This is a genomic window from Methylotenera oryzisoli (assembly GCF_004661485.1).
Taxonomy (GTDB): domain Bacteria; phylum Pseudomonadota; class Gammaproteobacteria; order Burkholderiales; family Methylophilaceae; genus Methylotenera; species Methylotenera oryzisoli.
Genome location: NZ_PQVH01000012.1, coordinates 62,310 through 82,544, shown reverse-complemented (window position 1 = coordinate 82,544; position 20,235 = coordinate 62,310). Strand labels below are relative to the sequence as shown.

The following is a 20,235-nucleotide window of genomic DNA, read 5'->3' as shown; positions in this document are numbered from 1 at the left end:
TTCACTGTATTTATATAAAAAAACCCGCTTACGCGGGTTTTTTTATGGGAGTGTGATTTGTGCTTTTATTGTTATTTAATAGAGTGCTTAGGCATTGTGAGTTGTGGATTGTGTGCTTTTAACGCGCGAAACAGCATGCGCGTTTCTAGTAAGTTCCATACCCTTAGCATGGCTTCAATGGAGTCAAACGGCTTAGTGAGGAAGTCTTTAGCGCCCAGTGATAGCGCTTTCCTTCTGGCGGTAATCGTGCTGTCTGCCGTGAGTACCAATACAGGAAGATATTCATCCGGCGTGATGCGCTTGGATAGCTGCTCTAGTACTGCGTAACCATCTAGCTCTGGCATCATGAGGTCTAACAAAATAATATCGGGCTGCAGGGCGTTAAATAAATCCATAGAACGTGTTGGATCTGTCGTGCTGAGCACTTGGGTGAAGCCCTCTCTTGCCAGTAGCTCTTCGAGTAGGCGTAAATTAGCATCAGAGTCATCAATGATGAGAATCTTAGCGTTAAGAATTAGCTTTTCGTTCATTTCTTTTCAATCGAGTTGAGTAGTTTATTGAGTGTTTGGTTAAATGCTGCAATATCCAAGGGTTTAGTAAAGTACTCATATACCCCCATACGCTTTAGTCTACCAATACTTGCGGGCGTTGCATCTGCTGACAGAATCAGGATAGGGATATGTGCATGATGGGCGTTGTTTTGGATATGCTCGACTAAGTTCACACCGGAGCCATCCGGCAGATTCAAGTCAATTAAGGCAATATCTGGGGTCGATTTTACCAAGAAACTCCTAGCCTCTTGAATGGTACTAACGGCATATAAGTGGAAGTTGGCATTTCTGGCAATAATTGCTTCGATAAGCGCTCGGTTACTAGGGTTGTCTTCTACATATAGAATTTTGGCCTGATGCCGCAATGAGATGCTATTTAAGGTAGACGGCGCATCAATCGCGGGTTCTGGCGTTTCTGCAAGCTGCTTGTAGGGCAGGGTGAGTTGGAATAAGCTCTTATCACTCGCGATATGAATTTCACCACCAAGTGCTGCCATCATTTGGTTGCTGAGTGCCAAACCTAGACCAACGCCCTCTACCTTTGTATTTTCTGCGCCTAAGCGTTCAAACGGTGTGAAAACGCGATGATGCATAGATTTTGGGATGCCTTTGCCTTCATCTGCCACTTCGATGATGACTTTGTCATCTTTTATGTAAGCCTGAACATACACTTTGGCATGAGCTGGGCCATATTTCAGTGCGTTAGAAATCAAGTTAAGCACGATTTGCAGCAGCCTTTGCCTATCTGTGGCAATGGTGAGGTGCGGCGGATAGTAGGTTTTAATCTGAATGTCCCGTGCCTTGGCAAGCGGATGCATAAAATGTGTGGCTTCATCTAGCAGTGCAGAGATATCACATGCCTGAATATCAATCTGCATATCTCCAGATTCAATCCTGGCAATATCCAATACCTGATCAATCAGTTTGAGCAGATGCTTACCGGCGGCAGAAATCATAGACAGACTTTCCTTTTGCTTAATGTCGGTTAAGTCTGTTTCCAGCAGGTGTGCAAAACCTAAAATTGCATTTAGCGGGGTTCTTAGCTCGTGGCTAGTTCTTGATAAGAAAATGCTTTTTTCTGCATTGGCTTCCTGTGCCTGCAGTTTTGCCAAGTTTGCTTCATACATACTGTTGGTGAGTAGCTGAGCGGCTTGGTCAAGCTCATGCGCCAATTGGCCAAGTTCATCTTGGCTGATGGAGGGGAGTGCAAGCGCTTCACCCCTAGCTAAGTGTGCGGCGCTGTCACGGATTAACTGCACTCGCTTGACGATGGTTCTGGAAAAAACCCACGCGCTGGCTAGCGTACCTAAAATACCTGCCAATGCCGAAATAATGGTGAGGTTGATATTGCGTTGCCTTTCATAGTTCACTTGCTTTTGGTCATCTGCGACCAATTTTGCCTCACGCGTACTCATTTCTTCTATTAGCGTGCGCAAGTTGTTTAAGGTCTTACCCTGCACACTAAATTGCTTTACCAGTGCAGTGCTATCAATTTCTAGGTTGCTACTGACTAGCTCTGCTAAGTCTGCCAGATTTTGGTTGACCAGCGGCTTGATACGGCTGAGTCTTGCTATTTGTTCTTCATCTTCCAACTCATCTTCCAGCTTGCTAAGGGTGGAGGCTAGTTTTTTATTGGCTTGAAAATAAATGGTGAGAAAAGACTTTTCACCAGTTAGTAAGTAGTCACGTACGCCAGTAGAGGCCTCTACCAACTGGGTATGCACCGCTTGAATATCCCGCTGGTTTTGCAGGGCGACTCTTAGTTTATTCTCGAGTATAGCCGCTTGTTTTTCGTGCAAATATAGGGAGAGTAGGGATAGCAGCAAAATGGTGAGCGGCAATGCAATCACGATTGGCCCCTTGATCCGTAATGGCAGATCTTGCCAAATAGATGACGGTGCTCGTAACTGCTGTATGTATGCGTTTAGTTTTATCTGAATATTCATCATGCTAATCTGTTCATTAGGCTCTATAACCAAGCTCGTAAGCCTTAACCGCGGCTTGGGTTCTATCGCGTAAATTGAGTTTGCTTAAAACCCTTTCCACATGAATTTTAACGGTCCCGGCTGAAATTCCCAGTTTTGCAGCTAATTCCCGATTGCTCAACCCTGATGGTAGTAAGGCGAATACTTCGCGCTCTCTGGGGGTGAGTCGCTCAATGACGGTGAGGTCTTTATCTTCTGTGCTCATAGTCGATGCTTGCTTAAGTGCTAAGCCTAGAATGCCACTGATTGATTGCAGCGTGATAAGTTCATGTGGGGTGAGTTGTAAATTCTGACCCGATAGTGCGATTAGACCTGCAGACTGTTGGCCGATAGCAATAGGGATGAGGTATTCCTGATCAATGTCGCTAGGTGTGTAAGTCCAGAACATGCTGCCCTGGTAATGGTGCGCCTTAAACTTAACCGGATATTTTAACAGTGTGGCAAAAATACCCAACATTGGCACACGCGTACCTTGCGGTAACGTTTGCCCTTTAGTTGCAACGATATTGAGCTTTCCTGCTGACTCCGTTGCGATAATGCCATGTTCTGCCGCAATGTATGCTGCAATTAAATCTAAAAAATATTGTGGTGAATCTGTTTTCCAGCCATCTTCAAACAGCGCGGCACCCAAGCCATTAAATAGCCTGACTTGGGCTTCTTTTGCCTGCGATTCGCGGTTACTTAATCGAAACTCTCTAGCGCTTTCCATTGTATAGGTACGTGAAGGTTGTATATGCCGTTCAGTATATACTGATATACCTATATCGGTAGACTTTTGTTGCAATCTCTCTCTATACAATGGCTTTCGTTGTTAATGAATCAATGTTGTCCAGTTTCAGATACAACACTTAGAAAGATAGATTAGGAGAAAAGAATGAAAGTATTGTCAGTATGGTTGCTCGGTTTGATGTTTGCACTCAGTGCGTATGCCAGTGAAAAACAGGACGTGGAGAAAGAAAAGGCCGAGCCAGCCAAAGACACTAAAGCAGAGGTGGCTAAAGAGAATAAGTCAGATAAGCATGACGTACTCAAAACTAAGTTTCTAGGTTCTAGACCTTACATGGAAAGCAAGGTCAGATAGCGTTAACTAAATTAAGGCTATGTCACTAGTCAGTGACATAGCCTTCATCCTCGGCTCAGAAATAATATTGTAGAGATAGTAATAATGAAAATAGCTACATGGTTTAGTGAAGTTAAAAATGATTTGCCTGCAAGTATTGTGGTGTTTTTTGTCGCGCTGCCTTTATGTTTAGGTATTGCACTTGCATCAGGTGCCCCCTTATTTTCTGGCGTGATTGCCGGTATCGTTGGCGGCATAGTGGTCGGGATGTTTAGCGGTTCTCAGCTAGGTGTGAGTGGTCCGGCAGCCGGGCTGGCGGTCATCGTGCTAACTGCAATCGGCACCCTAGGCTCATTTCAGGCATTTTTACTCGCTGTTGTGATGGCTGGGGTGATTCAGTTCTTGTTAGGCTATTTTAAGGCTGGGTTTATTGCGTACTTTGTGCCATCGTCTGTCATCAAGGGTATGTTAACTGGTATTGGTTTGTTAATTGTGCTGAAGCAAATACCGCATGCGCTGGGTTATGACTTTGATTATCAAGGTAGCGAATCTTTTGTACAGGCAGACGGAAGCAATACCTTCTCAGCGCTAGCTGATGCTTGGGCTTTGTTAACACCGGGGGCGCTATTAATTGCAGCAGTGTCTATGCTGATATTGGTATTGTGGGATACAACACTATCGAAGAAACACCGCGCATTTGAGTTGCTACAAGGGCCGATTGTGGTGGTGTTGGTTGGTATTTTGTTTAACTGGCTGTTCCAAAACGGTATTCTCAATTTCTCTTTAGCAGATAATCAGATTGTGCAACTGCCGGTAGCACATAGTGTGGGCGACTTAATAGGGCAGTTTACAACGCCTGACTTTTCACAAATCAGCAATATTGAAGTTTATAAGGTCGCAGTGGTCATGGCGATTGTGGCAAGCTTGGAAACGCTATTATGCGTGGAGGCTACGGATAAGCTAGACCCACTAAAACGTGTTACCCCTACGAATCAGGAGCTTAAAGCACAAGGTATTGGTAATTTGCTGTCGGGGCTGATTGGCGGCCTACCGATTACGCAGGTGATTGTGCGTAGCTCTGCTAATATCACGTTTGGTGCTAAAACTAAATTGTCAGCGATTTTGCACGGTATTTGGTTATTGTTGAGTGCGGTGACCATTGCAGGCCTTCTAAATATGATACCTTTAGCCAGCTTGGCTGCTATCTTGATTATGGTCGGTTATAAGTTAGCAAAGCCATCGTTGTTTGCACATATGTATAAGCTAGGCTGGGAGCAATTTGCGCCATTTATTGCGACGGTAGTAGCTATTTTGTTGACGGATTTATTAACAGGTATTGCGATTGGGTTGGTGGTGGGTGTGTTTTATACCTTGCACCATAGTTACCGTAACTCGCACTATATGAAAGAAACCACAACAACAGAGGACGGCCGTGAGGTACATCATATTGTGTTGGCTGAAGAGATTTCATTCTTTAATAAAGCGAGTATCTTAAAGGTGCTGGAAGTGATTCCTGGCAATGCAAAGGTGATTATCGATTGTTCTAATTGCAAATCAATTGCATACGATGTTGTAGAATATATCCGTGATTACCCGCTTCATGCAAAATTAAAGAATATTGAAGTGGAAACGATTAAATTTATTCAACCTAAATATTAATCAACTGAATTAGAAGTTTGCTCATTATTATTAAAATAGGAATTAAGCATGTATAAACATCCATTACTTAACCGCGATCAAATGTCACCGAGAGAGGCTTTAGATATTTTAGTGGAAGGTAATCTTCGTTTTACGAATAACTACTCACACGATAAAGACTTTCAAAGCTTGCTGAATATTACTAGAGACAAACAGCATCCTTTCGCATCTTTTCTGAGCTGTAGTGATTCACGCGCGCCAGTAGAGTTGTTATTTGATCAGGCGTTGGGCGATATTTTTAGTGTGCGCTTAGCTGGTAATATTGCGTCAGATAAAGCGATTGGCAGCTTGGAGTTTAGCTCTAAATACTTAGGTAGTAAGCTAATTGTGGTGATGGGGCATAGCAGCTGTGGCGCAGTAAAAGCAGCGTGCGATGACTTTAAAGATGGCCATATCGGTGAAATTATCAACTTTATTAAGCCATCAATTCGCCATGAAAAAACGGTGTTAAATAAAGAAGAGAGAACTTCTAAAAACCCGGACTTTGTTGAGAAAATCAATGTGCTGAATGTAAAGCACCAGATTGATACCATTATCCGCCAAAGTGATATCGTGAACGATATGATTGAAGCGCGGCAGATTGCGATAGTAGGTTCTATTTATGACCTGACAACAGGCAAAGTGAACTTCCTAGAAGAAACTTACATTGGTTAATAACCATTTGTAAGCCCGCAGTAAAAAAGCCACCTGCTAAAGGTGGCTTTTTTACTGGTGGAGCATTTGTTTGTGACGCAATGCTACCTTTGTATTTTTCTTAGCGATGGCCTTCTTTTGCCATGTTGATACTGTATTTTGGAATTTCTACGACTAAGTCTTCTGTACCCACAACGGCTTGGCATGAGAGTCTGGAGTTTGGTTCTAAGCCCCAGGCTTTATCCAGTAAATCATCTTCTTGCTCGGTTGAGTCACTCAGTGATTTAAAGCCTTCACGCACAATCACATGGCACGTGGTACATGCACAGGCTTTGTCGCAAGCATGATCAATATCAATATCGTTATTCAACAAGACATCGCAAATAGACTCACCAGTTTGTGCTTCAATAGCTGCGCCATCCGGGCAAAGTTCTACGTGAGGCAGGATAATAATTTGTGGCATATCGGTTTCTCAATAATACTGTAGTGCCAACTTCAGCCTTAAAGCCATCTCGCTACCTGTATTGGTCGCGCATGCGCTTAATGGTTTGTTAGTACCACACTGTTTTTAAAGTTATAAATCCCAGATTATAAATCTAGGTTTTCTAAATGTTTACCAGCTAAAGCACGGCTTACGCTTGCGTCCATACGCGCTGCGGCAAATGCCTCAGTTGCATGGTTAAGTGCATCTACCGCTTGATGAATTGCCGTTGCGTCTTCGGCTGCAGCCAGTTGCTGCAGTTTCTGAATTTCGGCTTCAATCGCTTTCACTTCTTCTGGGCTAATCAGGTTGCCGTCAGCAGCTAACGCTGCGCTAATGGAGCCGATAATGGCGCCGGCATCTACCCTTGCTTCTGCCAGCATACGTGCTTTTTTATCTTCCTCTGCACTGTTGAAAGAGGCTTTCAGCATGTTAGTGATTTCGTCTTCGGTGAGGCCGTAAGATGGTTTCACTGCGATGTGCGCTTCAATACCTGTGCTTTGTTCGCGTGCTGATACTGAGAGTAAGCCGTCGGCATCTACTGTGAATGTCACGCGAATTCTAGCTGCACCAGCAGCCATTGGTGGTATGCCGCGTAGCTCAAAGCGGGCGAGGGAGCGGCAGTCACTCACTAAGTCACGTTCACCCTGTACTACGTGCACGCTCATGGCGGTTTGCCCATCTTTGTAAGTGGTGAACTCCTGTGCACGTGCGATGGGTAATGTGCTGTTGCGGTGGATGACTTTTTCTACCAAGCCGCCCATGGTTTCCAGACCTAGCGATAGCGGGGTAACATCCAGCAATAATAGGTCGTCATCGCTCTTATTGCCAGCAAGGATATTGGCTTGAATCGCGGCGCCGAGTGCTACCACTTTGTCCGGGTCTAAGTTAGTGAGGGGTTCTTGTTGAAAGTATTCTTGTACTGCATGCCGAATGTGTGGCATACGGGTAGCGCCACCTACTAACACCACACCATTAATATCTTCAATGCTGAGTTTGGCATCGCGCATGGCTTTACGTGTTGGTGATAAGGTTTTGCTGACCAAATGTTCGGTGACCTCGACAAGCTGCGGTGCAGTCAAGGTAACATCGACCAAGATGCCATTACCTAATCGACAGACAATTTGAGCCTCAAAATTATCGGTGAGCCATTCTTTTGCCTGACGTGCCTTGGTGAGCAGTAGTCTGGTGTCTTCTTCTGTCAGTGGGGCGAAGTTGTCGGTCGCGGCACGCACTTGATCTAGCACCCAGCAGTAAATGCGGTGGTCGAAGTCGTCGCCGCCTAATGCTGCGTCACCATTGGTGGCAAGTACCTCAAACACGCCTTTAGATAATCGTAGGATAGACACATCAAATGTGCCGCCACCTAAGTCATAAATAACAAAGGTACCTTCTGCTGCGTTATCTAAGCCATAAGCTACTGCGGCGGCTGTGGGCTCATTGAGTAAGCGTAATACATTTAAACCAGCTAAACGCGCTGCATCTTTTGTTGCTTGGCGTTGAGCATCATCAAAATAGGCCGGCACTGTAATGACCGCACCCACTAGCTCACCCCCCAGTGATTTTTCAGCACGGGCTTTTAGTGTTTTAAGAATCTCAGCGGAGATTTCAACCGGTGTTTTAAGGCCAGCACGGGTTTGCAGCTGCAAGCTGCGTGTTGTAGCCGCATCTGCGCCTTCAACAAATCGATACGGGATATGCGCCTTATTAGTGATGTCGTTTAAATTACGGCCCATAAAGCGTTTGACTGAAATAACAGTGTTAACCGGGTCTTCACTTTGGTGTGCTTGCGCCTCATGGCCAACCACGATGTCGCCATTAGGCATATAGCGTACCACTGAGGGCAATAATGCATGGCCAAAGTCATCTTGCAGTACGGTGCTCATACCGCTGCGCACAGTTGCAATTAGTGAGTTGGTGGTACCTAAGTCTATGCCTACAGCAAGTCTGTGCTGATGAGGTGCGGCACTCATGCCTGGTTCTGAAATTTGGAGTAATGCCATAAGTTTACGAGTTGCTTATCTGTTAATTGCTACGCTAATGATCTAACTGTTCAATGACTTGGTCGATGTCTGCACAAACTTTATCGATAAAAATGAGTTTGCGTGTAATTTCGGTTGCCGCGGCTAGGTCTTGTTTAATATCGAATAACTCACATAGGTCACCAATCAATGCTTTAGCTTCGGTCGCTAATTCATCAGCAATATTATCTAGCTCAGGGATATCGCGTGCCATTTTTGCATCTTCAATGCGTTCACGCCACTCCATCTGCTGCATTAAAAAATCCATCGGCATAGCAGTGTTGGTATCGGCAATGGCATTGATGCCATGTTGCTCCAACATGTACTTAGCGCGCTTGACCGGACTTTTTAATACGGAATATGCTTCATTGGCAGAGGTTGCCAGATGCATGGCAGATAGTCTTTCTGCGGCGGTTGCGGTGATAAATCGATCCGGATGGGCCGCAGACTGAATTTTGCGATAGTTACTTTCTAGCGTACTTAAATCGAGATTAAACTGTTCTGCAATAGAGAATAGTTCAAAGTGATTGGGTGGCGTGCTCTGCATGTGTATCAAAATTAAACAGTGAAGCTTTCACCGCAACCGCATTCATCTTTAACGTTAGGGTTGTTAAATTTAAAGCCTTCGTTCAGACCTTCTTTGGTGAAGTCTAACTCAGTACCATCAAGGTAAACCAAGCTTTTAGGGTCAATAATCACTTTAACGCCATGGCTCTCAAACGCAACATCTTCTGGCTGCATCTCATCGACAAACTCTAGGGTATAAGCCATGCCTGAACAGCCTGTGGTTTTAACGCCCAAGCGCAGACCTACGCCTTTACCGCGATTCGCAAGAAATTTTTCAACGCGGCTGGCCGCAGTTTCTGTGAGTGTAATTGCCATAGTTCTTTGTTTAATCCTTTTAGACTGCTATTTTATACTACAAAGCAGCGCTAGCTTTCTTAGCGCGCTTTTGGCGGCGTCATGAGCAGAAGTAACGCTTGGCTAAGCTTAACCTAGTTGTCCAGAACAATAATCAGATTAATGCTCCGGATTCGCTTCTCGTGTATGTGAGCTTAAGCGGCTTCTTTTGCAGCTTGTTTGGCTTTAATATCCGCCACAGCTGCTTTAATTGCATCTTCAGCCAATACTGAGCAGTGAATTTTTACTGGCGGTAATGCAAGCTCTTCTGCAATTTCAGAGTTCTTAATTGCGTACGCTTCTTCAATGGTTCTGCCTTTTAGCCATTCAGTCACTAATGAACTAGAGGCAATTGCAGAGCCGCAGCCATAAGTTTTGAACTTAGCATCTTCAATAATGCCGCTGTCATTTACTTTGATCATCAGCTTCATCACATCGCCACAAGCTGGTGCACCCACCATGCCAGTCCCCACTTGTGGATCATTTTTATCTAAAGAACCAACATTACGCGGGTTCTCGTAGTGATCTAATACTTTGTCTGAATATGCCATTTTCGTTCTCCTGTTATGTACTAGAAAGCCTTTTACGTAATTGTTAGCAAGTATTGCTACGCTTTCCAGTACATCTAATAATGCAACTAAGTTAAATGCCTATCTGTAATTTTGACCATGCGAGAGTGTATTCGTTTGTTATTGATAGGTGAATACACTAATCGCATCATCAAGATGCAAATATCAATGTTTAATGTGCTGCCCATTCTACTTTTGATAAATCTACACCATCTTTAAACATTTCCCAAAGAGGTGAGAGCTCTCTTAATTTATCAATTTTCCCCTTCATTAAACTGATGGTGTAATCAACATCTGCATCAGTAGTGAAGCGGCCAATTGAGAAGCGGATTGAGCTGTGTGCTAATTCGTCGCTACGGCCAAGTGCGCGCAATACATAGCTAGGCTCCAAGCTGGCTGATGTACACGCTGAGCCGCTTGATACCGCAATGCCTTTTACTGCCATGATGAGTGATTCGCCCTCAACATAATTAAAGCTGATGTTCAGATTGTGCGGTACACGTTGCTCTAAATCACCATTAACGTACACTTCTTCAATGTCTTGCAAGCCATGCAGTAACTTGTCGCGTAAGCGGCGGATGCGTACGTTTTCTTCATCCATCTCTTCACGTGCGATGCGGAACGCTTCACCCATGCCAACAATTTGGTGTGTAGCCAATGTGCCTGAGCGCATGCCGCGCTCATGACCGCCACCGTGCATTTGCGCCTCAATGCGGATACGTGGTTTACGACGTACGTACAATGCGCCAACACCTTTAGGGCCGTAGGTTTTATGTGCACTAAAGCTCATTAAATCTACAGGTAGCTTTTCTAGATCAATATGCACTTTACCGGTGGCTTGTGCCGCATCCACATGGAAAATCACGCCATTTTCGCGGCAGATATTGCCAATCGCAGTAATGTCCTGAATCACACCGATTTCGTTGTTCACAAACATCACAGAAGCCAACACTGTGTCAGGGCGGATAGCCGCCTTGAATTTTTCTAAATCCAATAAGCCGCTTGGCTCTGGGTCTAGGTAAGTTGCTTCAAAACCTTGACGCTCAAGCTCACGCACGGTATCAATCACTGCTTTGTGTTCAGTGGTCACGGTAATAATATGTTTACCTTTGGCTGAGTAAAAATTAGCAGCACCTTTAATGGCAAGGTTGTTAGATTCAGTGGCGCCTGAGGTCCATACGATTTCACGTGGGTCTGCGCCTACTAATTTGGCCACTTCTTCACGTGCGTTTTCTACTGCTTTTTCTGCTGTCCAGCCGTAGGGGTGGCTACGTGAAGCAGGGTTGCCAAAATGCTCTGTAATGTACGGAATCATTTTTGCGGCAACGCGAGGATCTACAGGCGTAGTGGCTGAGTAATCCAAATAAATTGGATGAAGGTCATCTCCTGAGCCTTTCAATACTTGCATTTCAATTGATGCTGACATTTCTTAATTATCCTTACCAGTTACGTTATATATATTCAGTGTTGATGTTGGCGGCTTAAGCTGCCACACCAGTGAGCTGTTTTAATCTCAAAATTTCATTCTTAAGCGCAGTTAAAAAGTCGGCTACCTGCAATAAAGTATTGTGAGCACCAAAGCTGACACGTACTGCACCACGCGCTAAGTCTGGCTTAATGCCCATTGCCAGTAATACATGGCTAGGTTCTGTACTGTCACTTGAGCATGCCGAACCGCTCGCTACGGCAAACCCTTTACGGTCTAATGCTGTCACCAAAGTCTCGCCTTCAATGCCATCTAATGCAAAGAAGCTAGTATTGGGTATACGTGTCGTGTGCTGGCTAAATATCGTTACATTCAGCGATTTTAAGCCTAGCTCAAACGTGTCGCGTAGCATTTGCGTATGGCTTGCAAAATGCGCCAAATTGGCGACTGCCAGCTCACATGCAGCACCAAAGCCAACAATGGCTGCCACATTTTCTGTACCGCTACGTAAACCACGCTCTTGGCCTCCGCCATGTAACAGCGGCTGAATATCCACGCGCTTATCTAAAATTAGCGCTGCTGCGCCTTGTGGCCCATGAATTTTATGGCTTGAGACCGTCATGGCATGCACGTTTAAATCTGTAAAGCTCACCGGCATTTTGCCTAAGCCCTGCACTGCATCTGTATGCATAAAAGCACCAGCTTTACGCGTAAGTTCAGCAATCTCGGCAATATTTTGAATGACGCCAGTTTCATTGTTGGCGAGCATCACCGAGACGACACTGGTCTGTGTTTGCAAGTGTTGCTGTAGTTGTGCAACTGACAGTACGCCATGTTCATCCACCCCGATGGCATTGCTTAACCATCCTGTTTGCTGCATTGCTTTAGCTGGGCGAGATACACAAGGGTGTTCAATCGCACTATGTAAAATCTGGCTGCCCGCTTGGCTGCCTGCTATGCCCTTGACTGCAAAGTTATTCGCTTCCGTGCCAGATGCGGTAAAAATCACTTGTGAGGCATATGCACCACAAGCTTCAGCTACTTGCGTTCTGGCATGCTCAATGGCGTCACGCGAGGATCTGCCAAACACATGGCGGCTTGTAGGATTGCCGCTTTGCCTCTGCATCCAAGGCAACATGCTTTCTAACACGCGCTGGTCTAGCGCTGTAGTCGCGTTATGATCTAGATAAATGCTGGACATCGCTTAAACTTAATCAGATCGTCTAGTTAGCAATCGCTGCAGTATTAATGGCAACGGCTTTGTCATGTGCTGCTGTGCAGTTGCGAGGAGTGATTAATACTTTTTGACCACTTTTTTGCGACGCTACCATGTCAGCAAGGGTGATGCCTGCTAAATACTCTAAAATTTTGGTGTTTAATGCCGACCATAAGTCATGTGTCATGCATCGACCTTCATCACGGCAGTTTTCATGGCCACCGCATTGTGTTGCATCAATTTGTTCATCCACAGCATTGATAATCTCAGCCACTGAAATTTCAGTGTGGCTTTTTGCTAAGTTATAGCCGCCGCCCGGTCCACGAATACTTTTGACTAAACCTTGTCTGCGCAAGCGGCTAAATAACTGCTCTAAGTATGAAAGTGATATGTCTTGTCGCTCACTGATGCCAGCTAGCGTGACTGGCTTGGCTTCGAGTGCGTCTTTTGTTTCATTGATCGCTAGATCCAACATTGCCGTAACAGCAAATCGACCTTTAGTGGTTAATCGCATAGTGTTCTAAATATGTTTAAGTATCATGGATGCGTGAATTGTATAATTCCTTACAATTTTAGTCAACTATTATGCGCGTTGGTTTAGCCTTGCCTGGCTTGGTTAAAACTTGGAATAGTTGCTTGTAGTCTCTGGTTTGCTAGTTTCAAGCTATGGTTTCTGGTTTGTTGTCGGCACCTTAAACGCTTCAGCCACTTCAGTATCGCTACGTTCATCGGTATTTAGGCGTGCTAATTGCGCTTGCAACTCAGTAATTGCGTGGTCTTGTTTTGCCGCATGGTCTAGTAATGAATGTATCGCCTTAATCATTGGGTCATTTTCGTCATTACCCACCGCATAGGCGGCAAATCCAATCTTTTGTGCAGTTTCTTCGCGCTTCTTGGATTTTTCTTCTTCCAGAATACGTGCAGGAATGCCTACCGCTGTTGCATTAGCAGGCACATCTTTTACCACAACCGCATTCGAGCCGATTTTTGCGCCTTCACCAATGGTGATAGGCCCTAATACTTTGGCCCCAGCACCAATCACTACACCAGACTCTAGGGTGGGGTGGCGTTTGCCTTTATTCCATGAGGTGCCGCCTAGCGTCACACCATGGTACAGGGTGCAGTCGTTACCAATAATAGCGGTTTCCCCAATCACGACACCCATGCCGTGGTCAATAAAAACACGGCGGCCTATCGTGGCCCCCGGGTGGATTTCAATACCGGTAAACCAGCGCCCAATGTGCGAACAGAAGCGACCTAGCCAGAAAAAGTTGGCTTTCCATAACCAGTGGCTTAAACGATGCATCAATAATGCATGTACGCCAGGGTAGGTGGTTAAAATTTCCCAATGTGTGCGCGCAGCAGGGTCGCGCTCGAAAACAATAGAAATATCTTCTTTTATGTGGTCAAACATGTGGTTGGGCGTTGGTTTTAGATAGGGCGTAATTATGCCATAAACAACAATGGTTGACTAATTTACTAGGGCACTGGGTGCAGGCATGGATAGATGGAGATGCGCATGAGCAAACTGTGCACCTTAGTACTCAGAGCACACTATTAAGATTAGCCAATTAGCACTGGCTGACTGAGCAGTCGCCACTGGTTTTAATGCCAAGCTTCTCATTTAATTGCATTGCTGCGTCTTTGTCCAATTGATCAAGCAGTGTTGCTGTTTTGATCGCTTCATCTTTATTGCCGGATTCTGCGGCAATCATGCCTAAATAGAGTAATGCACTGGAATGATGTTTGTTTTGTGCGTATAGCTGAGTGAAATGCTGCTCGGCATTTTTTGTTTCTTTCAGGTTGTACTCAGCAATGGCTAAATAGTTTATCGCTTCGCTGGTGGATGGTTCTGCTAGCACCCATTCTGTAGACAGTTTTTTTAATGTTGCCCAGTCTTGAGTTTGGTACGGTTGAATCACACGCATGAAATATGGGCGCTTTTCTTCAGGTGCGTCCCAAAAAGGTGATTCGCCTTTAGTATTAAGGCTGATTTCGGGTTGTTTTAGTAGGTTTTTTATCCACTCTACTGGCATGTTGTAGTAAAACGCATTGCGCCCCGGGGACTTTAGGGTAATGATACCCACCAGTTTGCCGTCGTCGCTAAACATTGCCCCACCGCTGGCGCCTAGCCTAAAGTCGTTGGATGAGCGAATGATGACGCTATCATCCATGGGGTATAGCGCTTTCACCGCGCCGTAGGTGGTAAGCGGTCTGGGTGAGTTATTGGGGAAGCTGATGGTGAAAACAGATTGTTCGTATTGCAGGTTAGTGCTTTCCCCCAGCGTTGCAACTGTGGTGTCTAGGCCATCAAACCCGGCAATGCAAAGATCGTGTTCCCAATCTGCTTTGAGGCTGGTGGCACGATGACTTTCGCCAAACTTAATAATGTTAATTGCATAGGCATTTGCGATGACATGGCAATTAGTTACTACCTGATCTTTCGCTACCACTACGCCTGAGCCTACGCCATAGCGGCCATCAGGCAAGACGACACGAATTTTTACCACTGTAGATTTGAGCGCATACACCAAGCTATCCGGCGGTGCAGCAACGGCGAAGTGATGGCCAAAAACACAACCCAGTGTGAGAATGAGGCCAAGGCTAAGTATCGGTTTGCGCATCAAAGATTCTCCAGATGAAGGATAAAACTTGATAGAACTATTTTGATAAGAAAATAGTGATGAAGAAAAGTTCTATAAATTCAATATAAAGCCTTTGTTAACAACTAATTATTAGCACTGTTTTGTTTAATATTTTTGATGCTTTTTGGGCGTAACCGATAAGGTAAGTATGCCCCTGAGCAAGTTGACCTCTTCTTTTTCTAGCTTTGCACGCGCATAGATGCGGCGTATGCGTTCGCTAAGTTTTTTAGGTGCAGTGGGGTTGAGGTAGCCAATTTTAATCAGTGTATCTTCCAAGTGTGCATAAAAACCTTCGAGCGCTTCGTTGGTGGCTAGCTCTGGCTGGTTGTCGGCAGCGTCCAGCTTGCCTTCCAATATCGCCATGCGAACCTCATAAGTCATGACTTGTACTGCGGCAGCAAGGTTGAGTGATGAGTATTCTGGGTTGGCAGGAATCATTGCGAGCAGTTGGCAGCAATCTAGCTCTGCATTGGAGAGACCGCTCATTTCTGTGCCAAATACCAGGGCAATCGGTTGGTTTTGTGCGAGAGAGGCCGCACGATGCGCGGCTTCGCGTACGTTTACCAACTCATGCGAGATTTGTCTTTTACGTGCGCTCATGCCAATCGCCAATGCGCAGCCGGTGAGGGCTTCTTGCAGGCTGCTGCAAACGGTGGCTGACTCTAGTAAATCAGCTGCACCGGTAGCGAGTGAGGTGGCTTGTGGGTCAGGGAAGTGCAATGGATTCACCAAGTATAGGTCACTTAGGCCCATGGTTTTCATGGCGCGTGCGGTTGACCCAATATTGCCAGGATGACTGGTTTGGCATAAAACGACACGGATGTTATTGAAAATGTTTTGTTTATCCACTTGACTGACCTAATTTGTTAAAAATTATTTACTTAGCGAACCTTAATTGCCCTTAATTGATATTAACAATTTGGTATTAAGGTCGATAAAAGTTAAAATAGCATTTTATCAGCTCTTTAAGAAAATCTAGTCATGCATCCAATGCTATCTATTGCAGTAAAAGCCGCCCGTGAAGCGGGACGTATTATTAACCGAGCCTCACAAGATGTGGGTGCGATTGCCATTCAAACTAAAACTTACAATGACTTTGTCAGTGACGTAGACAGGTCAGCCGAGCAGGCAATTATTGATATTTTGAAAGATGCTTATCCAGACCATGGTTTTTGGGGCGAGGAAAGTGGTCATGATAACCACGAAGCCGATAATATCTGGATTATTGATCCATTAGATGGCACGACTAACTTCTTGCATGGCTTCCCGCAATATTGTATCTCGATTGCTTTGCAGCAAAAGGGTGTGCTGACGCAAGCTGTGATTTACGACCCCGTGCGTAATGATTTGTTTACCGCAACCAAAGGTCGCGGCGCATTTTTAAACGACAAGCGTATTCGTGTGACTAACCGTAGCAAGTTGCAAGACTCATTGATTGCCACTGGCTTCCCATACCGCGACTTTACGCACTTGGATAGCTATTTAGGCATGTTTAAAGACATGATTAAAAAGACAACCGGGATTCGCCGCCCAGGTTCAGCTGCGTTGGATTTAGCTTATGTAGCAGTGGGTTGGGTAGATGGTTTCTTTGAAATCAATTTATCTGCTTGGGATATTGCTGCAGGTGGCTTAATTGTGCAGGAAGCTGGCGGTATCGTAGGTGATTTTGAAGGTAATGAAAGCTGGTTAGAAACCGGTAATATTGTCGCGGCTAATCCAAAAGTGTTTGCACAAATGTTGCAGGTTTTAAATCCGCATCTAACCCCGGCGCTTAAAACGCCTAAAAACGCTTAAGTTTATTTGTTGTGGTCAATTACGTCTGCCAAGCTGGCAGACGTTTCTAAAGCTTGAGTCGTATTGCTTAGCCTCTCTCTCCGCTAGTCATTCTGTTTGTTGCTTTGTGCGCCCTAGTGCACACTCACATTACATTTACGCACTAAAATTTGGATAGTATTGAATTTTATGCTGAGGCGTTTGTCTCCTAAACCATACTTTTTAGATAAATTCTCTGCATTAGGTTATGCTGAATTAAGTGATGCTAGAAGCGCATTTTAGATAATGCATGCATATGGCTTAACTTTATAATGTGTACACTAAACCTTACTTGCACATTTCTGATTGAATAGCACTGTCTTGTTTTACATGGAGCCATTTTAAATATGAGTCATCCGGTGATTAGCCATACCAATTTGATGGAGCAGGCATTTGAGCAGCATGCACGTCATGCCGATGCCCCCAAATTGATTGCAGATTTATTGGCGCAGATTCGCCCGCTAAAGCCTGAGCAAACGGATGGTGCGATTAAATCCATACAGGCACTTTGTTATTTGGTGAGTACCGATGGAGTAAAAGCCAGTCAGCTGAGAGATGCCATTTTACAGTTGTTAAGTGCTTACAATCCCTTGTCATTGTTTTTGATTGCACGTCACTCAGTATTTACCGGTTTCTTTGCTGAAATGCGTAGACGCATCTCGCACAAAATTTTGCCTGAGGCGGTTGATGGTGCTTATCTGCTTGATTTGTTTTCAATATTCTTTACAAAAACAACCGATGAAATATGGGTCAATGCTGTACCTGATAGTGTTTGGGCGCAGCTGATAGGCGTCATGCGCTTTGATTTGGCCGATGAGGCGCTTAGTTTGTCTTGTCAGCAAAACTTGTTTGCTGCTGCGCAGGTGCTTTCTTACCGCACGGCGGCATTAGGACTAGAGCCAGAGTTGCTGAAAAACTACCCTGAGCTTGAGCAGCATAGTTCCCCCTTTATTATGCAACAGGCTGAGCTCGCAGAGTTTATGGGGGCGCAGGATGTAGATGAGTCGCATGTTGATATCAAGCATATATTGGTGATGCTGGATCAATGTAAGGCGATTGTGGCAAAGGTACGTAGGAATAGTGCACTCACCGGCACCAGCATACATTTAACCCAGTTGCTCCAACGTATTTTGAAGCAAATTGCGCGGTTAGAAGAGTTGTTGACGATTTTGCATTGCTTTCAGCATAAGCAATCTGCAGATACGGTAATCGTGCCCTTGTTCAAGGATTTGGTATACAGCGAGTGCCATAAGAATGATTTACATGAGTACTGGCAGGAGAGCGTAGAGGTGATGGCGGTTCGTGTCACCGAAAATGCAAGTCGTGCCGGCGAGCATTACATCACAGAAAACCGCAGTGAGTATTTTGCACTTATGCGTTCGGCTATGGGTGCGGGCGTCATTATTGCGCTAATGGCAATGTTTAAGCTGGTGTTAGCCAAGCAGCATTTTGCACCATTGGCAGAGGCTATTTTCTTTAGTTTGAATTATGGTATCGGCTTTATGTTGATTCACATCTTTCACTTCACGGTGGCGACTAAGCAGCCTGCAATGACTGCCGCCGCGATTGCTGCCACGATTGATAATGCCTCGGATGGCAAAACCAAAGACATGCATAATTTAGTGACTACTGTGACCAATACCATGCGTAGTCAGGCCGTAGCTATATTTGGTAATGTAGTGGTGGCGATCCCGATGGCAATGCTGCTGTCTTGGGCTGTGTTTTATTTATCCGGGCAGCACTTTGTAACGCCTGAGAAAGCGCATCAATTGCTGCGTGACATTCATCCTGTGACCAGCGGCGCATTCTTTTATGCGGGAATCGCCGGTGTCTGCTTGTTTTTAGCTGGTTTAATTTCAGGTTATCACGATAACTTGGCTATTTATAACAAGATTCCACAGCGCCTGAAGGCAGTGCGCTGGTTGCAGCGGCTTTTGGGAGTAGAGCGTTTAGCGCGGGTAGCGCATTATGTAGAGCATAACCTAGGTGCGTTGGCCGGTAATTTTTACTTCGGCTGCTTGTTGGGCGGCATGGGCTCAGTCGGAGTGCTGTTGGGGTTGCCGATTGATATCCGGCATATTTCGTTTTCTTCTGCGTTTGTGGGCTTTGCCAGCTTTAGTTTAGACTTTATGCTGACTTGGCAAGTGGTTGCTTGTGCTGCACTAGGGCTTGCGCTGATTGGCCTAGGTAACTTGATGGTGAGCTTTAGTTTGGCACTGTATGTCGCTATGAAGTCGAGAAAGGTGCGTTTTAATGACTGGCGTTTATTGCTAAAAAATCTAGCTAGCCGCTTAAATCAGCACCCGATAGAATTTATTTTGCCACCTAAAGATTTGCCGCCTGAGAATTTGCCACCAAAAGAGCCGACGCAGGCAGGTTAAGCCAGCCCTGATTTTTATGCTGTGGTATGGCGTCAGCCATTTTTGTAACGGTAAGTACTCACTTGCCAGAGGTTGTTGATAGTAATGCTAAAGTGCTAAGCGTATGCCTGCCTCATGTTCGGCATTTATGGCTAAGTCAAGCTTGTTTTAGCCTTTGTCTAGCCTTATCGAGCTCATTCTTCATCTCTCCTCTCATCTTGTCCGTTTTCTGCGCTGGCAATTTAGATGATTCAGCACTTTTTGATTTTTTAAATTATGCTTGACATGTAGTATGGTTCCTTAATATCATTGTCCGTACTATGTTGCTACTTAAAGATTTACCGACAATCAAAAGTTTGGAAAAATTTGCGGAACGCTATCCAGATGCGGATACGCACGCCATTTCTGACTTTGCCAACTTGTTGCGTGCATGTTCGGATATTTCTGATGCTTTGGATAAGTTGCTTGGCCAGCACGGTTTGCTGCAAGGGCGTTGGTGGATACTAGTATTGCTAATGCGGCAGGATGATTTAACTTCTTCGCCATCCGAGCTTGCTGAAAAGGTGGGGGTGACCAAAGCCACAATGACAGGATTTATTGATAATCTGGAGCGCGAAGGGCTAATTTCGCGCTTTATGGATAGCGTAGACCGCCGCAAATTTTTAATTAAACTTACACCAGCAGGGCAGCAAAAACTGGATGATGTGATGCCGGATTACCATCAAAAGGTGCATGCCTTAATGACGGTGCTAGGCGATACCGAACGAGCGGCAATGCTTAATAGCTTAAAATCATTGGCAGCCAATGTAGATCTAATGAAGTAGCGATATTTTTTTTGCCTAATTAGTTAGGAACCAAACAAAATTGAAATTTACATT

At 45.0% G+C, this 20,235-nt stretch carries 20 protein-coding genes; 6 read left to right on the top strand and 14 right to left on the bottom strand.

What is annotated here, in order from left to right:
- Nucleotides 1–71: 71 nt before the first annotated feature.
- From C3Y98_RS09590 to C3Y98_RS09580, 3 genes are read right to left on the bottom strand one after another with little or no spacing between them, the layout of a single operon-like run.
- Nucleotides 72–530, bottom strand: a complete 459-nt coding sequence (locus C3Y98_RS09590) for a response regulator (RefSeq protein WP_135278378.1) — start codon at nt 528–530, stop codon at nt 72–74.
- Nucleotides 527–2,500 carry a hybrid sensor histidine kinase/response regulator gene (locus C3Y98_RS09585; RefSeq protein WP_135278377.1) on the bottom strand — a complete coding sequence of 658 codons (1,974 nt, stop codon included), beginning with the start codon at nt 2,498–2,500 and terminating at the stop codon, nt 527–529. Before C3Y98_RS09585 ends, C3Y98_RS09590 begins: the two co-directional genes overlap by 4 nt.
- A 13-nt stretch (nt 2,501–2,513) precedes the next feature.
- Nucleotides 2,514–3,245 (bottom strand): response regulator transcription factor, encoded by a 732-nt coding sequence (locus C3Y98_RS09580; protein WP_135278376.1) that lies wholly within the window; start codon nt 3,243–3,245, stop codon nt 2,514–2,516.
- 165 nt (nt 3,246–3,410) lie between these two features.
- On the opposite strand from C3Y98_RS09580, the gene C3Y98_RS09575 reads away from it, so the two are divergent.
- The 3 genes from C3Y98_RS09575 to C3Y98_RS09565 all read left to right on the top strand — a co-directional run bounded on the left by C3Y98_RS09575 (nt 3,411) and on the right by C3Y98_RS09565 (nt 5,948).
- Nucleotides 3,411–3,617, top strand: a complete 207-nt coding sequence (locus C3Y98_RS09575; protein WP_135278375.1) for a hypothetical protein — start codon at nt 3,411–3,413, stop codon at nt 3,615–3,617.
- An 84-nt stretch (nt 3,618–3,701) separates the two neighbouring features.
- Entirely contained in the window at nt 3,702–5,255 is a 1,554-nt protein-coding gene (locus tag C3Y98_RS09570) for a SulP family inorganic anion transporter (protein WP_135278374.1), read from the top strand.
- Nucleotides 5,256–5,303: 48 nt separating this feature from the next.
- Nucleotides 5,304–5,948 carry a carbonic anhydrase gene (locus C3Y98_RS09565; RefSeq protein ID WP_135278373.1) on the top strand — a complete coding sequence of 215 codons (645 nt, stop codon included), beginning with the start codon at nt 5,304–5,306 and terminating at the stop codon, nt 5,946–5,948.
- Between the two features lie 100 nt (nt 5,949–6,048).
- Here the strand turns inward: C3Y98_RS09565 and fdx are convergent, their stop codons facing one another.
- The 11 genes from fdx to C3Y98_RS09510 form a co-directional block, all read right to left on the bottom strand.
- Complete coding sequence (gene fdx / locus C3Y98_RS09560) at nt 6,049–6,390, bottom strand: ISC system 2Fe-2S type ferredoxin (RefSeq protein WP_135278372.1); 342 nt, start codon at nt 6,388–6,390, stop codon at nt 6,049–6,051.
- A 125-nt stretch (nt 6,391–6,515) separates the two neighbouring features.
- Complete coding sequence (gene hscA, locus C3Y98_RS09555; protein ID WP_135278371.1) at nt 6,516–8,411, bottom strand: Fe-S protein assembly chaperone HscA; 1,896 nt, start codon at nt 8,409–8,411, stop codon at nt 6,516–6,518.
- A 34-nt stretch (nt 8,412–8,445) separates the two neighbouring features.
- Nucleotides 8,446–8,976 (bottom strand): Fe-S protein assembly co-chaperone HscB, encoded by a 531-nt coding sequence (gene hscB / locus C3Y98_RS09550; RefSeq protein WP_135278370.1) that lies wholly within the window; start codon nt 8,974–8,976, stop codon nt 8,446–8,448.
- An 11-nt stretch (nt 8,977–8,987) separates the two neighbouring features.
- Nucleotides 8,988–9,311: an iron-sulfur cluster assembly protein IscA gene (gene iscA / locus C3Y98_RS09545; RefSeq protein ID WP_135278369.1), complete on the bottom strand. Its 324-nt coding sequence runs from the start codon at nt 9,309–9,311 to the stop codon at nt 8,988–8,990.
- Between the two features lie 173 nt (nt 9,312–9,484).
- A complete protein-coding gene (iscU, locus tag C3Y98_RS09540) occupies nt 9,485–9,880 on the bottom strand; it encodes a Fe-S cluster assembly scaffold IscU (RefSeq protein WP_019897763.1) in 396 nt (131 codons plus the stop codon).
- Between the two features lie 190 nt (nt 9,881–10,070).
- On the bottom strand, nt 10,071–11,324 hold the full coding sequence (locus C3Y98_RS09535) for an IscS subfamily cysteine desulfurase (protein WP_135278368.1): 1,254 nt from the start codon (nt 11,322–11,324) through the stop codon (nt 10,071–10,073).
- A gap of 55 nt (nt 11,325–11,379) precedes the next feature.
- A complete protein-coding gene (locus tag C3Y98_RS09530) occupies nt 11,380–12,525 on the bottom strand; it encodes a cysteine desulfurase family protein (protein ID WP_135278367.1) in 1,146 nt (381 codons plus the stop codon).
- A gap of 22 nt (nt 12,526–12,547) precedes the next feature.
- Complete coding sequence (locus C3Y98_RS09525) at nt 12,548–13,054, bottom strand: Rrf2 family transcriptional regulator (protein WP_135278366.1); 507 nt, start codon at nt 13,052–13,054, stop codon at nt 12,548–12,550.
- A 150-nt stretch (nt 13,055–13,204) separates the two neighbouring features.
- Complete coding sequence (gene cysE / locus C3Y98_RS09520; protein ID WP_135278365.1) at nt 13,205–13,954, bottom strand: serine O-acetyltransferase; 750 nt, start codon at nt 13,952–13,954, stop codon at nt 13,205–13,207.
- Between the two features lie 157 nt (nt 13,955–14,111).
- On the bottom strand, nt 14,112–15,164 hold the full coding sequence (locus C3Y98_RS09515; protein ID WP_135278364.1) for a trypsin-like peptidase domain-containing protein: 1,053 nt from the start codon (nt 15,162–15,164) through the stop codon (nt 14,112–14,114).
- A 126-nt stretch (nt 15,165–15,290) separates the two neighbouring features.
- On the bottom strand, nt 15,291–16,034 hold the full coding sequence (locus C3Y98_RS09510) for an RNA methyltransferase (protein ID WP_135278363.1): 744 nt from the start codon (nt 16,032–16,034) through the stop codon (nt 15,291–15,293).
- A gap of 132 nt (nt 16,035–16,166) precedes the next feature.
- Here C3Y98_RS09510 and C3Y98_RS09505 point away from each other — a divergent pair, with 132 nt between their 5' ends.
- The 3 genes from C3Y98_RS09505 to C3Y98_RS09495 all read left to right on the top strand — a co-directional run bounded on the left by C3Y98_RS09505 (nt 16,167) and on the right by C3Y98_RS09495 (nt 20,181).
- Nucleotides 16,167–16,979 (top strand): inositol monophosphatase family protein, encoded by an 813-nt coding sequence (locus tag C3Y98_RS09505; protein WP_135278362.1) that lies wholly within the window; start codon nt 16,167–16,169, stop codon nt 16,977–16,979.
- 365 nt (nt 16,980–17,344) lie between these two features.
- The gene (locus tag C3Y98_RS09500; RefSeq protein WP_209308781.1) at nt 17,345–19,378 is read left to right on the top strand and encodes a site-specific recombinase; all 2,034 of its coding nucleotides are present in this window, start codon (nt 17,345–17,347) and stop codon (nt 19,376–19,378) included.
- Nucleotides 19,379–19,677: 299 nt separating this feature from the next.
- Nucleotides 19,678–20,181 (top strand): MarR family winged helix-turn-helix transcriptional regulator, encoded by a 504-nt coding sequence (locus C3Y98_RS09495; protein ID WP_135278361.1) that lies wholly within the window; start codon nt 19,678–19,680, stop codon nt 20,179–20,181.
- Nucleotides 20,182–20,235: the final 54 nt, after the last annotated feature.